Raw genomic sequence first — 12,626 nt, 5'->3', positions numbered from 1 at the left:
GACCCTTTCCGGGGTCAGACGGCGAGCGGGGCGGTGTCGCGCGGGGCGGCGCGGCGCCCGGTGACGGCGATGAAGGTGTCCTGCAAGGTCGCGTCCGGCGAGCCGCCGTACTCGGCCTTGAGCGCGGCGGAGGTGCCCTCGGCGACCACTTCGCCCCGGTCGACGATGACGAGCCGGTCGGAGAGGGCGTCCGCCTCGTCGAGGTAGTGGGTGGTCAGAAAGACCGTCATGCCGTGCTCGGAGCGCAGCCGGCGGATCAGCTCCCACAGCTCGGCGCGGCTGCCGGGGTCGAGCCCGGTGGTCGGCTCGTCCAGGAAGAGGATCTCGGGCCGGTGGGTCAGGCCGAGGGCGATGTCCAGCCGTCGGCGCTGTCCGCCGGAGAGCGCGGCGCACGGCCGGTCCAGCAGCTCGGTGAGGTCCAGTTCCCCGGCCAGCTCCTCGGCGCGGGCAAGGGCCTCGACCCTGGTCAGCCGGTAGAGCCGCCCCTGGGTGACCAGCTCCTCCCGGACGGGGACGGCCGGGTCGACCCCGCTGGACTGGGCCACGTAACCGATCTTGCGCCGTACCCCCGCCGGGTCGCGGGCGAGGTCGCGTCCGGCCACGGTGGCGGTGCCGCCGGTGGGTGGGAGCAGCGTGGTGAGCATGCGCAGCGTGGTGGTCTTGCCCGCGCCATTGGGCCCCAGGAAGCCCAGGATCTCCCCTCGTTCGACGGTCAGGTCGATGCCGCGCACGGCCTCCACCGGACCGCGCTTGGTCTCAAAGGTGCGGGCGAGCCCGCTCGTCGTGATGACTGCCATGACCCCAGAAAAGCAGAGCAACCCCAAAAGTGCAATGTCCCCAAAATTTCATTGGACCCACCGAAGTTACGATGTGAGGTATGGCAGAGGGACTCAGGGAGCGGAAGAAGCGGCAGACCAGGCAGCACATCTCGGATGTGGCGACCGGGCTGTTCCTGGAGCGCGGCTTCGAGGCGGTCACCATCGCCGAGATCGCCGAGGCGGCCGAGGTGTCCGTCAACACGGTCTACAACTACTTCCCGGCCAAGGAGGATCTCTTCTTCGACCGGCAGGAGGAGATGGTCGGCCGGCTGCCGCGGGTCATCGCGGAGCGCCCGCCGGGGAAGTCCGCGGCCGAGGCCGTCCTGTGCGAGCTGCGCACCTCCATCGAGGAGGGGCGATATGAGGCGCTCAACCCCGAGTTCGCCAGGTTCATGGCGGTCATCCAGAACTCCCAGGCCCTGACCGTCCGGGTCATGACCATGCACGAGCTGACCTGTCGCGCCGTCGCCGACACCCTGAGCGGGGAGACCGGCGCCGCGCCCGACGACCCCGAGCCGGTGCTGATCGCCAGCCAGCTCTCCTGGGTGAACAGCGTGACGTTCAACAGCGTGCAGCGGCTCGTCGCGGCCGGCGGCGACCCCGTGGACGTGGCACGGCAGGTGCTCCAGAGGCTGGAGGTGGTCAAGTCACTGCTGGGAGAGCGAACGCTCAATTATGCGGTGAAGAACACACCGTGACGCGCCTTGTGGGGGCTGCCGGGAGGGGTGAACGGGCGTTAAGGTCCGGCACATCAACGTCTCGCCATTTCGAAGGGTGTGTGTCGTGGCCAAGAAGCTCGCGGTCATCGGAGCCGGACTCATGGGGTCCGGTATCGCGCAGGTGTCGGCCCAGGCGGGCTGGGACGTCATCCTGCGCGATGTGACCGACGATGCGCTGCGGCGCGGCACGGACGGAATCCGGGCCTCGTACGAGAAGTTCGTGGCCAAGGGCAAGCTGGCGGCGGAGGACGCCGAGCGGGCGCTGAAGCGCATCGCCACCACCACCGACCTCGACGCCGTCGCCGACGCGGATGTCGTGGTGGAGGCCGTCTTCGAGAAGATCGAGGTCAAGCGGGAGATCTTCCGTACCCTCGACGGGCTGGTGAAGGACGACGCGATCCTCGCCTCCAACACCTCCGCGATCCCGATCACCAAGATCGCGTCGGCCACCCAGCGTCCCGAGAAGGTCGTCGGCACGCACTTCTTCTCGCCCGTCCCGATGATGCAGCTGTGCGAGCTCGTCCGCGGCTACAAGACCAGCGATGAAACGCTGGCCGCGGCCCGGGAGTTCGCGGAGGGCATCGGCAAGACCTGTATCGTCGTCAACCGCGACGTCGCGGGCTTCGTCACCACCCGGCTCATCTCGGCACTCGTCGTGGAGGCGACGAAGCTGTACGAGTCCGGGGTCGCCACCGCCGAGGACATCGACACCGCCTGCAGGCTGGGCTTCGGCCATGCGATGGGGCCCCTCGCGACGGCGGACCTGACCGGCGTGGACATCCTGCTGCACGCCACCGACAACATCTACACCGAGTCTCAGGACGAGAAGTTCGCGCCGCCGGAGATCATGCGTCGAATGGTCGACGCGGGTGACATCGGCCGCAAGAGCGGCACGGGCTTCTACCGCTACTGAGGGCTCCGGCGCCGCGCCAGGCCCACAAGCTCACCCTCGCGGGTGAATTCGGTATCGGTTCGCTTACAAGCGGCAACTTCGCCGCGTGAGAGACAGTCAGTTCTGTAGACAGAATGGCGCATTGACGACACCGACGCACCGCAGGGGAGCGCATATGCACATCAAGGGCGACCACGCCGAGCTGGTCGTCGGGGGCCGACTGGACGTCCGAAGCGCGGCGGACGCCCGTACGGCCCTGCACACCGCCGTCGACGCCGGCGGCGGGGATCTCGTACTCGACCTCACCGAGCTCGACTCCTGGGACGCCACCGGACTCGGGGTGATCATGGGGGCGCACCGCCGGGCGGGCCGGGCCGGCCGGCGGCTCGTACTGCGCGGAGTGCCACCGCAGATGCAGCGGCTGCTGGTGGCCACCCGGCTGCACCGCATCCTGGCCATCGAAGGCGGGCTCGAAGCGGAGTCACTGCCCCGGGTCTGAGCCCGTACCTCCCTGGGGACCGGAGCAGGACACCGGGGTGGCGCGCCCCCGCCCGGGGGCAGTGGATACTGTGTCGAGATCTGGAGTCCGGTGCGCGGCCGGACATATCCCTACGGCGGCACCGGACCGGAAGCGCGGAGAGGCCGGGGAGCCATACAGCACGCCACGCACCTGGGGGGTCAAGGGCCATGGAGCAGCAGGACCGGGGACCGGAGGAGTACGGTCACGACGACGCGAGCCCTCGTCCCGCCGATGAGGCATCCGGGTCGCGGTCCTCGCAGCCGCCGCGGCCCGCGCTGGATCCGCTCGCGCCCCCCGACGGTGATCCGCGGTCCGGGCCCGCCCGCACCGCCCGGATCGTCGCCGGTGACCATCTCCTGACGATCAACCCCGTCGACGGCAGCGAGATAGAACCCTGCCCGCCCGGGGAGCGCCCCGCCCGGCCCGAGCGCCACGGCCCCGAAGAGCGCGCCGAACTGCGCCGCGCCGCCGCCGCGCCCCGCCCGTCCGGCACCGTCGTGCCCGAGCTGCCCATGCTGGAGCGCGACGAGGACCGGGAGCGGCTGGCCCGACTGCTCGCCCGCGGCCGCTCGGTACGGGTCACCGGGCCCTCCGGCGCGGGGCGCAGCGTACTGCTGGAGGCCGTCGCCGCCGACTGCGAGCGGCTCGCGCCCGACGGCGTCGTACGGCTCTCCGGCTACCACCGCACCCCCACCGACCTCCTCCACGACCTGTACGCCGCCGTCTTTGACGCACCGCTCCACCGGCCCGACCGGGCCGAACTGCTGGAGGCGGTCCAGGAGATCGGCGCGGTCGTCGTCCTCGACGACCTCGAGTTCGGCGGCACCGCGCTCGACGAGTTCCTCGACGCCACCCCCGAATGCGCCTTCCTGATCTCCGCCACCCCCGACGTCCCGGCGCCCTCCGCCGACTCCCACCTCGAAGAGGTCTTCCTCTCCGGCCTCTCCCGCACGGCCGGTCTGGAACTGCTGGAGCGGGCCGTACGGCGCCCCCTGACGGAGGACGAGGCGAGCTGGGCCGCGGATCTGTCGTTCGAATCCGAGGGCCTGCCGCTGCGCTTCGTCCAGGCGGGCGCGCTGCTGCGGCAGCGGGACGCGCTACGCGAGGACGCCACCGGCCCCACCGGCGAGGTGCCGCTGCCCTCGCTCGCCGAGGCGGCCGCCCCCGCCGCGCTGCTCGCCCGGCGGCTGGGCGAAGCGGCCCGCGGCGCCCTGCGGTTCGCGGTCGCGCTCGGCGGCGAATGCCCGCACCAGGCCCATCTGCCCGCACTCGCCGGGGACACCCACGCGGACGCGGCGCTCGGCGAGCTGCTCGGCTGCGGCCTCGTCACCGCCGTCGGCTCGCACTACCGGCTGGCGGCCGGAGTGGCGGCGCACCTCGCGGAGGAGGGCTACGGGGACGAGAGCGCCGGGCGCGCCCACGCCGTCGCCCAGCACTACGTCTGGTGGGCCGGCCACCCCTCGGTGGCCCCCGAGCGCGTGGTCGCCGAGGCCGACGCGATCCTCGCCGCGATGACCGCCCTCGTCGCCGGCCGTGAGGCCGCCCACGCCGACACCGCCGTGCTCCTCGCCCGCGCCGCCGCGCCCGCCTTCGCCGCCGGACTCCACTGGGGCGCGTGGGAGCGGGCCGTACGCCACGGGCAGGAGGCGGCGCGGCTGGCCGGACAGGTCGCCGACGAGGCGTACTTCCACCACGAACTGGGCGTCCTCGCCTTGTGCACCGGCAATCTGGACCGGGCCCGCGCCGAGCTCGAGGCATCCATCGGACTGCGCGGCGTCCTCGCCGACAAGCGCGGCACGGTCGCGGGCCGACGCGCCCTCGCCCTCGTCTCCGACCGCGCGGCCGGCCCGGCCATGTCGGGTGCGTTCGGGGTGAGCGGCGGCGGCCGTACGGCGGCGGGGGAGGAGCCCCCGGCCGCGCGGCGCGATGAGCGGGCTTCGGGGCCGGGCGTCGTGCCGGGCGCCACGGAGACGACGCTCGTCACCTCGAGGGTGGAGAGCACGACCCCGATACCCGGCCTCGGCACGGCGCTCGCCGGCCCGAGCGCCCCTTCGGGCGCCCCCACCGGCGCCGGCGCCCTCGGGCAGGGGCCGAAGAGCCCGCGCGGACTGTCGCTGAAGTCGCTCACGTCGCTGAGCGGTGCCCGGCGCAACGCGGTGGCGGCGGCCGCCGGCGCGCTTCTGGTGGCCGTCCTCGGCACCGTGGTGACCCTCGGCGTCACCTCGGGCGACGACCCCGGCGGCCCCTCCTCCGACAAGGTCAAGCCCGGCCAGTCGACCTCCCGGCAGGAGGACGACAAGGGCCTGACCGCCGACGATCCGACGAGCGGCCCCAGCGACGCCCCCCAACCGGGCCTCAGCGGCGTCCCGCGGTCGTCCACCTCCCCGACGACCCCGAACACCGGCGCCCCCAGCGGCTCGAAGAGCCCGGACGACCCGACGTCGACGAGCAGCGGCCCGGCGACGTCGGACAAGCCGTCGCCGTCCACGACCAAGCCGCCGTCTTCGCCCGGTACGCCGACGTCCCGTCCGCCGAAGCCGACCGGGAAGCCGACCCCGACGCCGAAGCCCCCCACCACGCCCCCGACGACGCCGCCCACCACCACGCCCACGAGCGGCACCTCCACCACGGCCAGCGCTCCCGCCACGGATACGGCTTCCGCCTCCACGACGGTGGTCTCGACGTAGCACTCGGCACTCGCGTCCCACGGAAGGCGGCTGACCAGCCCTCCGCCTTGGCGGCGGGGAGCTGGACGGCGAGGTCCGGCGACGCGAATCCGGCCGCGCCGCCCGGCGCACCTCACCGGCCCTGGGGAAACTGTTGCGCGGGGCGCGCGTGCCTACGGCGGCAGGACAACGGCGCGGTCGCGTACCGCGCGGCGCGGGACGCGGTCGCCGATCGGGGTCCGCGAGGGTCACCCTGCCGCGCCCGGGTGGCGGGGCGCGCTGGACGGCGAGGTCCGCCGGTGCGAAACCGGCCGCGCCCGTCGGGGCCGGGCCGGGGCGCCGGTACGCGGGTGCGCGTGTCCGCGCGTGGGGCCGTCTCCTGCGGAATCGCGCGCAGCGCGGTGGCCGGGGCGCGCGTGTCCGCGCGTGGGGCCGTCGCAACGCGGGGGCCCGCACGTCGCGGTCGCCGACCCGGGTCCGCCCGGGTCACCCTTCCCGCCACGGCGGGGCGGGGCGGGGGGAAGCCGATGCGCGGGGCGTGCATGCCCGATGTTGGTGGGACGGCCGTGCATGTCGGGCAGCGACGGCGCGGCTCGCGTGGGCGGATGCGCCGGGCCTTTTCCCGCCCCGCCCCGGCGGCGGACCGGCGTGAGTGATTCGCGCCGGGGTCGGGTGGGTCCAGGTGGCGGGATGTGGTCGTCCGGTGGCGCGGCCGGGGCGCCGCACTACGGCGGGGCTAGACGCAGCGGGGCGCCGCGCCTCCGCCCGCTCCGCGGGGCGCCGCGCCTCCGCCCGCTCGGCGGGGGGCGACGCAGTGTGGGGGTGCCGGGCCGTTGGGCCTGGCCCGGGGCGCGGAGACCGGTGGCCCGGCCGGGGTCGTCAGAAGAGGCGCCGGGGTCGTTAGAAGAGGCGGAGCTTGTCGTCCTCGATGCCCCGCAGCGCGTCGTAGTCCAGGACCACACACCCGATGCCCCGGTCGGTGGCCAGCACCCGGGCCTGGGGCTTGATTTCCTGGGCCGCGAAGATGCCCTTCACCGGAGCGAGGCGCGGGTCCCGGTTGAGGAGCTCCAGATAGCGCGTGAGCTGCTCGACGCCGTCGATTTCGCCGCGCCGCTTGATCTCGACGGCGACCGTCGCCCCGTCCGCGTCCCGGCAGAGAATGTCCACGGGGCCAATGGCAGTGGGGTATTCACGCCGAATAAGCGTCCAGCCATCGCCAAGTGTCTCGATACGATCGGCGAGCAGCTCCTGCAGGTGGGCCTCGACGCCGTCCTTGATCAGTCCGGGGTCGACGCCGAGTTCGTGGGAGGAGTCGTGGAGGACCTCCTCCATGGTGATGATGAGCTTCTCGCCCGCCTTGTTCACGACCGTCCACACATCGTCATCGCCTTCTTTGAGCGTGCACGGCGGAGACATCCAGTTGAGGGGTTTGTAGGCCCTGTCGTCCGCGTGGATGGACACGCTTCCGTCGGCTTTGACGAGGATCAGGCGGGGTGCCGAGGGGAGGTGGGCCGTGAGGCGGCCGGCGTAGTCCACGGAGCACCGGGCGATGACGAGACGCATGGTCGGCAACGCTACTCGACCACCGCCGCTCCACGCGATTCGTCCGGCGATGGGCCCCTCCGGCGGTGGCTGGTTGTGTGCCCACTCTCCTGGTGCGGGCACAGTGGCCGAATTACCGTTGAAGCGGGCGGTCGCCGGACGGGTACGCTGCGTCGCCGTCTGCCCTTCCCATCCCTGAGACCCGCTCCTGGGGTCGCGAGAGGAGAACCCATGTCGCTCGACGTCTCACCGGCCCTGCTCGAACAGGCCGAGCGAGGCGAGGTCGACGAAGCCGACTTCGTCGACTGCGTCAGGAACTCCCTACCCTACGCATGGGAGATGATCAGCTCGCTGGTGGCCCAGCTGAAGGTGGACGGCGGCGAGTTCGCCGACAACCAGACGCCGCCGCCGGACGAGCAGGCACGCGGGCAACTTCTGCGTGCGCTGGCGAGTGACGCGATACGCGGTGCGCTGCAGCGCCACTTCGGGGTGCGGCTGGCCTTCCAGAACTGCCACCGGGTCGCGGTCTTCCCGCTGGACGCGTCGGCGGACGAACGCCTGGCCCGCTTCACCTCGGTCCGGGGACAGCTGCTGAACCAGTCACCCGAACTCCGCGACTGCTGACGCGGTGTCCGCTGCCGCTCCCCCAGCGGGAGGTGTATCAGTGCAGGAGCGGCAGCACCTCACCCCCGAGTCGGCGCACATTCTCCTCCGTGGCCGCGAGATCGCCCGACCCCTCGACCAGCAGCGCGAACCGGCTGATGCCGGTGCGCTCGGCGGTCGCCGCGAGCCGGTCGGCGCACAGCCGGGGCGGCCCCACGGGGTGCAGTTCGCACAGCAGCTCCACGTACGCGACCGGGTCACGCATCAGGCGCTGCCGCCCGTCGACTGTCACATGGGCGCCGAGGCCCTGCCGTAACCAGCCGGGCATCGCCTTGGTGAGGGTCTCCGCGGCCATGGGCCGCGCGTCCGCGATCTGCACCACTCCGGCCGAGACGTGCTCCGCCGCCACCGCCGCGACCTCGTCGGGTGAACGGCCCGCCGCGAGCGCGGACTTCCGCCACAGGCCGACCGCCTCCGCCTTCTCCTCGTCCCCGCAGTGCATACCGAGCAGCATGGGCAGCCCCCGCTCGGCGGCGAGCCGGACGCTGCCGGGGGAGGTGCAGGCGACGATCACCGGTGGGGTGCTTCCGGCCCGCCCGCCGAGGGTGTCCTCGGAGCGCGGGACGACCGGGACCTCACGGAAGGCGAACCGCTCTCCGTCCGCCCCCACCCGGGGCTCGCGGAGCCAGCGCAGCAGCAGATCGAGCGACTCGGGGAAGCCGTGCTCGTATGCCCGCAGGCCCGCGCCGAAGACCTCCAGATCCACCCAGGGCCCGCCTCGGCCGACCCCCAGCGTGAACCGGCCGCCGGAGACGAGATGGAGCAGTGCGGCCTGCTCACCCAGGGCGACGGGATGCGCGGTCGGCAGTACGCTCACCGCCGTACCCACGCCTATGGAACGGGTACGGCCGAGCAGGAGCGCGGCGAGCGTGACCGCGGACGGGCAGACGCCGTAGGGCACGAAGTGGTGTTCGGCGAGCCAGACCGCGTCCAGCCCGGCCTCCTCGGAGAGTTCGGCGGACCGCACCGCCCGGTGCAGTGCTTCCTCCTGTCCCTGGCCGGGGAATTGGGCGGCCAGGATGAAAGCCCCCACATCCATCGCCATCTGCCTCCTTGTCACGGCTCATTCGCCGGCTCGTGGGCACCCCTCCTCGGAGGCATTAACGTCTGACACGTGCCATAGGCACGGCCTGGCAAGAAGTTTTCATGATGATCACAGCGTGCTTGTGGAAGACGGCTTTCCGGGTCCGTGACCCTAACGCGTACGCTGGTCACAGCCAGTAGCCCCCAGCTTTGTCGAGGTGCCCCGTGTCTCCACGCCGAAACCGCCCACGAGGCGGCGAAAAGCCCGTCGGCCACGACGGCGCTGACCGCTATGGGCTGGAGACCACTCAGAGCTGGCAGGGCGAGGAGTGGGTGGTGCGCCAGGTGGGCGGCGGGTCCGCCGCCAAGCACTACCGTTGCCCCGGCTGCGACCAGGAGATCCCGCCGGGCTTGCCGCATGTGGTCGCCTGGCAGCAGCACACGGGCGCGGACGACCGCCGCCACTGGCACAAGGCGTGCTGGAACGCACGGGACCGCCGGAGCGCCAAGCTCCAGCGGTCCCGTAGCGCGCCGCGGTACTGATCGCTGCCAGACGCTAGACGTCGCGCTTCTCGAGCAGCGCGTAGGCCGCGACGAACGCCGCCAAGGTGACCCCGGACAGCGCCATCAGCTGCGGCCCGCCGGTCCCCACCGCCTCGTCGACCTGGAAGAGCGCGGCCAGCGCGAACGGGGAGGAGTACTTCTGCATCGTCGTGCCCAGGTCCGCCAGGCTGTCCGACATCATCAGGAAGCCCGGGAGGATCGCGGGCAGCAGCACCACACCCAGCATGGTGGTGATCGCACCGGCGGAGTGCCGCAGCATGGAGCCGACCGCGAGGGACAGCAGCCCGAGCAGCGAGACATACAGCCCGACCCCGAGGGTCGCGCCCATCATCTGGCTGTCCGTCGGCTCCATGATGCCCGCCCCGCTGTGCATTCCCGTGGTGGCGAAGGCCACGAGGGCGAGCGTGACGGTCGTGGTGACGAACGAGACCGTGAAGAAGACGAGCGCCTTGGCGGTGAGGACCCGCGAGCGGGCCGGCGAGGCGGTGAAGGTGGTGCGGATCATCCCGGTGCCGTACTCGGAGGAGATCACCAGCACGCCGAGCGTGACGATGCACAGCTGGCCGAGCAGGGTGCCCATGAACCCGGGGAGGGAGGTGGTGGGGATGATGGTGTAGTCGGTGTCGCTGGTGGTCGCCGACACCAGCAGCCCGACCCCGATCACCACGGCGACCATGACGCCCAGCGTCCACATCGTCGAGCGCACCGACTTGATCTTGGTCCACTCGGAGGCGATGGCGTTCCCGAGATGGGTGCGCCGGATCGGGATCGGCGAGGTGTACGCGCCCATGGAGGCGTACGGCTGGGACAAGGCCCCGGCCGCGGGGTGCGGCGGTGCCTGATGGGGCGCCTGCGGAGGACCCTGCGGCGGGACGGGCGCCTGGGAGTGCTGCTGGTAGGGGGTCGTCATCGGGCGTCCTCGCTGTCGCGCTTGGTGAGATCGGCGGGGGCGGGAGCGGCGGGCGGCTGGGGCGCCGCGGCCGGGGCCTGAGTCGCGGGGGCGGCCGGAGCGGCCGGGGGAGCGGCGGGCGGCGTCGCCGGTGCGGCCGGGGGAGCGGCGGGCGGCGTCGCCGGTGCGGCCGGGGCGCCCTGCGGCGCGGGCGGGGCGCTGCCCTGCGGCGCGGCCGGCGGCTCGGCGTACCCGGGCAGCACGGTCCCCGGCGGATGGCCCACGGGGCCCGCGGGCTGTCCCGGGATCGCCGGGCCGTATCCGTACGGTCCGCCCGGTCCGCCCGGTCCGCCCTGCGGTCCCATCCGGGGGACGGGGACCGGCTGCTGCAGCCCGGCCCGCTGATCGGCGGTGGAGCGGTAGTCGACCGCGCCCTGCGTCATCCGCATGTAGGCCTCTTCGAGTGACGCCTGGTGCGGGGAGAGCTCCCACAGCCGGACGTCCGCCCCATGCGCCAGATCGCTGATGCGCGGCAACGGCAGCCCGGTCACCCGCAGGGCGCCGTCCTGCTCCGGCAGCACCTGGCCACCCGCCTCGCTCAGCGCGGCGGTCAGCTTCTCGCGCTGGCCGGGGTCGCCCTCGGGGGTGCGGACGCGTGCGAAGTCCGCCGAGTTGTAGGAGATGAAGTCCCGGACGCTCATGTCGGCGAGCAGCTGGCCGCGCCCGATCACGATCAGATGGTCGGCGGTGAGCGCCATCTCGCTCATCAGGTGGCTGGAGACGAAGACGGTGCGGCCTTCGGAGGCCAGCTGCTTCATCAGGTTACGGACCCACAGGATGCCCTCGGGGTCCAGGCCGTTGACGGGCTCGTCGAAGAGCAGCACCTGCGGATCGCCGAGCAGCGCCGCCGCGATGCCCAGGCGCTGCCCCATGCCGAGCGAGAACCCCTTGGACCGCTTGCCGGCGACGTTCTGCAGCCCTACCACGCCCAGCACCTCGTCGACCCGGCGGGCCGGAATGCCGGACAGTTGGGCGAGGCAGAGCAGATGCTGCCGCGCGCTGCGCCCGCCGTGCACGGCCTTGGCGTCGAGGAGCGCGCCCACCTGGCGCGGGGCGTTGGGCAGCTTGCGGAAGGGGTAGCCACCGACCGTGACATGGCCGGCCGTGGGCTCGTCGAGCCCCAGGATCATGCGCATCGTCGTCGACTTGCCGGATCCGTTGGGCCCCAGAAAGCCGGTCACGGCGCCCGGCCGCACCTGGAACGACAGGTTGTACACGGCCGTCTTTGCGCCGTAGCGCTTTGTCAGGCCGACTGCCTCGATCATTTCCCGCCCCTCGCGCAATGTTCGGGGCGCTGGCCCCCGGTGAGACTTAGGAGCTTAACGGGGCGTTGACGGTTCCCTTACCGGAGGCCCGAGAGCAACTCGTAACCACGGGGCTCCGCGGGCCAGGTGGTCTCGTCCTCCAGATAGCGCAGGAACGCGGGCTGCGGCAGCGCCCAGCCCTCGTCCTGGAAGACCTGGGTGGCCTCCTTCCGGATCGTCGGGTCGGCGCTCGCCCGGGTGACCCAGGTGTGCGGGTCCGGGCCGAGGAGGGTGCGCAGCCGCGAGGAGGCGGCGAGCAGCCCGGCCAACAGCGCGCTCTGGTCGCCGCCGCCGGGGAGCGGGGTCGCGGTCGTGCCGGGGGACAGCAGCACTCCGCACACTCCGACGTAGAGATATCCGCCGCCGAGCCGCTCACCGGACGGCAAGGTCATCGGGAAGTCCGCGCCGGGCAGCAGGGCGCGCCGGTAGTTGGGGTGCTCGGTGGCGTCCACGGCCCGCAACTGGTCCGCGTCCAGCCAGCTGACGACGAGCGGGGTGCGGGTGGCCGGGGCCGTGTGGGGGGCGGAGGCGACGTATCCGTACCGTCCGATGTGCGCGGAGCAGCCGACCGCGATGCCCTCCACCTCCACCGGGATCATGGGGACGACGGCCGGGCGGTCCGGGCGGGTCAGCTTGTGGTGAAGCTGGGCGGGCGAGGCGTTGGAGCCGACCGCGATGACGGGATGGCGCTCCCCGGTGGACGCCTCGCCGAGCCGCGCCAGCAGGGCGTCGAGGGGTTCGCGGGACGGCCCGCCGGCGGGCCAGGTGCCGAGGCGGCCGCCCGGGGCGGGCTCCAGGTCCCACAGTTCGCCGCCGATGAGCAGGGTGGGCACGGTGACCGGGCGGCCGGGGTAGGTGAGGGGCCGGAGGGCGGGCACGTCGGCGAACCCGAGGGCGGAGAGGCTGCGGTCCACGGTGGTGATCTTCCCCCACCCCGCGTCTTCCCGAAACCAGGGGCTCCGTCCG

At 72.9% G+C, this 12,626-nt stretch carries 12 protein-coding genes; 6 read left to right on the top strand and 6 right to left on the bottom strand.

Going from position 1 to position 12,626, the window contains the following annotated elements; genetic code table 11:
* Window positions 1–14: 14 nt before the first annotated feature.
* Window positions 15–797: an ATP-binding cassette domain-containing protein gene (locus ABZU99_RS00775; protein WP_356044352.1), complete on the bottom strand. Its 783-nt coding sequence runs from the start codon at window positions 795–797 to the stop codon at window positions 15–17.
* 80 nt (window positions 798–877) lie between these two features.
* Here ABZU99_RS00775 and ABZU99_RS00770 point away from each other — a divergent pair, with 80 nt between their 5' ends.
* From ABZU99_RS00770 to ABZU99_RS00755, 4 genes are all read left to right on the top strand, one after another.
* Window positions 878–1,516 (top strand): TetR family transcriptional regulator, encoded by a 639-nt coding sequence (locus ABZU99_RS00770; RefSeq protein ID WP_356044355.1) that lies wholly within the window; start codon window positions 878–880, stop codon window positions 1,514–1,516.
* Between the two features lie 85 nt (window positions 1,517–1,601).
* The gene (locus ABZU99_RS00765; RefSeq protein ID WP_355951111.1) at window positions 1,602–2,450 is read left to right on the top strand and encodes a 3-hydroxyacyl-CoA dehydrogenase family protein; all 849 of its coding nucleotides are present in this window, start codon (window positions 1,602–1,604) and stop codon (window positions 2,448–2,450) included.
* A 154-nt stretch (window positions 2,451–2,604) separates the two neighbouring features.
* Window positions 2,605–2,928 (top strand): STAS domain-containing protein, encoded by a 324-nt coding sequence (locus tag ABZU99_RS00760; RefSeq protein WP_355951240.1) that lies wholly within the window; start codon window positions 2,605–2,607, stop codon window positions 2,926–2,928.
* 188 nt (window positions 2,929–3,116) lie between these two features.
* Window positions 3,117–5,636 (top strand): ATP-binding protein, encoded by a 2,520-nt coding sequence (locus ABZU99_RS00755; RefSeq protein WP_356044358.1) that lies wholly within the window; start codon window positions 3,117–3,119, stop codon window positions 5,634–5,636.
* Between the two features lie 879 nt (window positions 5,637–6,515).
* On the opposite strand, the gene nucS is transcribed toward ABZU99_RS00755, so the two are convergent.
* Window positions 6,516–7,178, bottom strand: coding sequence for an endonuclease NucS (nucS, locus tag ABZU99_RS00750; protein ID WP_355951116.1), 663 nt, complete (start codon window positions 7,176–7,178; stop codon window positions 6,516–6,518).
* 210 nt (window positions 7,179–7,388) lie between these two features.
* Here nucS and ABZU99_RS00745 point away from each other — a divergent pair, with 210 nt between their 5' ends.
* On the top strand, window positions 7,389–7,781 hold the full coding sequence (locus ABZU99_RS00745; RefSeq protein ID WP_355951118.1) for an SCO5389 family protein: 393 nt from the start codon (window positions 7,389–7,391) through the stop codon (window positions 7,779–7,781).
* Window positions 7,782–7,818: 37 nt separating this feature from the next.
* Here ABZU99_RS00745 and ABZU99_RS00740 read toward each other — a convergent pair whose 3' ends face one another.
* Window positions 7,819–8,859 carry an LLM class flavin-dependent oxidoreductase gene (locus ABZU99_RS00740; protein ID WP_356044361.1) on the bottom strand — a complete coding sequence of 347 codons (1,041 nt, stop codon included), beginning with the start codon at window positions 8,857–8,859 and terminating at the stop codon, window positions 7,819–7,821.
* 209 nt (window positions 8,860–9,068) lie between these two features.
* On the opposite strand from ABZU99_RS00740, the gene ABZU99_RS00735 reads away from it, so the two are divergent.
* The gene (locus ABZU99_RS00735) at window positions 9,069–9,386 is read left to right on the top strand and encodes an ATP/GTP-binding protein (RefSeq protein ID WP_355951121.1); all 318 of its coding nucleotides are present in this window, start codon (window positions 9,069–9,071) and stop codon (window positions 9,384–9,386) included.
* A 13-nt stretch (window positions 9,387–9,399) separates the two neighbouring features.
* Here the strand turns inward: ABZU99_RS00735 and ABZU99_RS00730 are convergent, their stop codons facing one another.
* The 3 genes from ABZU99_RS00730 to ABZU99_RS00720 all read right to left on the bottom strand — a co-directional run bounded on the left by ABZU99_RS00730 (window position 9,400) and on the right by ABZU99_RS00720 (window position 12,574).
* The gene (locus ABZU99_RS00730) at window positions 9,400–10,317 is read right to left on the bottom strand and encodes an ABC transporter permease (protein ID WP_355951124.1); all 918 of its coding nucleotides are present in this window, start codon (window positions 10,315–10,317) and stop codon (window positions 9,400–9,402) included.
* A complete protein-coding gene (locus tag ABZU99_RS00725) occupies window positions 10,314–11,621 on the bottom strand; it encodes an ATP-binding cassette domain-containing protein (protein ID WP_355951127.1) in 1,308 nt (435 codons plus the stop codon). The genes ABZU99_RS00730 and ABZU99_RS00725 overlap by 4 nt, the downstream gene beginning before the upstream one ends.
* Before the next feature lie 77 nt (window positions 11,622–11,698).
* On the bottom strand, window positions 11,699–12,574 hold the full coding sequence (locus tag ABZU99_RS00720) for a hypothetical protein (RefSeq protein ID WP_356044366.1): 876 nt from the start codon (window positions 12,572–12,574) through the stop codon (window positions 11,699–11,701).
* Window positions 12,575–12,626: the final 52 nt, after the last annotated feature.

The sequence above is a fragment of the Streptomyces sp. NPDC005266 genome (genome assembly GCF_040607655.1).
GTDB lineage: Bacteria > Actinomycetota > Actinomycetes > Streptomycetales > Streptomycetaceae > Streptomyces.
The sequence above is the reverse complement of the archived record's forward strand: the minus strand, read 5'-3'. Positions and strand labels throughout refer to the sequence as shown.

Bases quoted from the DNA above. Each gene is read 5' to 3' on its own strand.
- ABZU99_RS00745 (WP_355951118.1), top strand. From the start codon at position 7,389: ATGTCGCTCGACGTCTCACCGGCCCTGCTCGAACAGGCCGAGCGAGGC.
- ABZU99_RS00770 (WP_356044355.1), top strand. From the start codon at position 878: ATGGCAGAGGGACTCAGGGAGCGGAAGAAGCGGCAGACCAGGCAGCAC.
- ABZU99_RS00760 (WP_355951240.1), top strand. From the start codon at position 2,605: ATGCACATCAAGGGCGACCACGCCGAGCTGGTCGTCGGGGGCCGACTG.
- ABZU99_RS00740 (WP_356044361.1), bottom strand. From the start codon at position 8,859: ATGGATGTGGGGGCTTTCATCCTGGCCGCCCAATTCCCCGGCCAGGGA.
- ABZU99_RS00755 (WP_356044358.1), top strand. From the start codon at position 3,117: ATGGAGCAGCAGGACCGGGGACCGGAGGAGTACGGTCACGACGACGCG.
- ABZU99_RS00725 (WP_355951127.1), bottom strand. From the start codon at position 11,621: ATGATCGAGGCAGTCGGCCTGACAAAGCGCTACGGCGCAAAGACGGCC.
- ABZU99_RS00775 (WP_356044352.1), bottom strand. From the start codon at position 797: ATGGCAGTCATCACGACGAGCGGGCTCGCCCGCACCTTTGAGACCAAG.
- ABZU99_RS00730 (WP_355951124.1), bottom strand. From the start codon at position 10,317: ATGACGACCCCCTACCAGCAGCACTCCCAGGCGCCCGTCCCGCCGCAG.
- nucS (WP_355951116.1), bottom strand. From the start codon at position 7,178: ATGCGTCTCGTCATCGCCCGGTGCTCCGTGGACTACGCCGGCCGCCTC.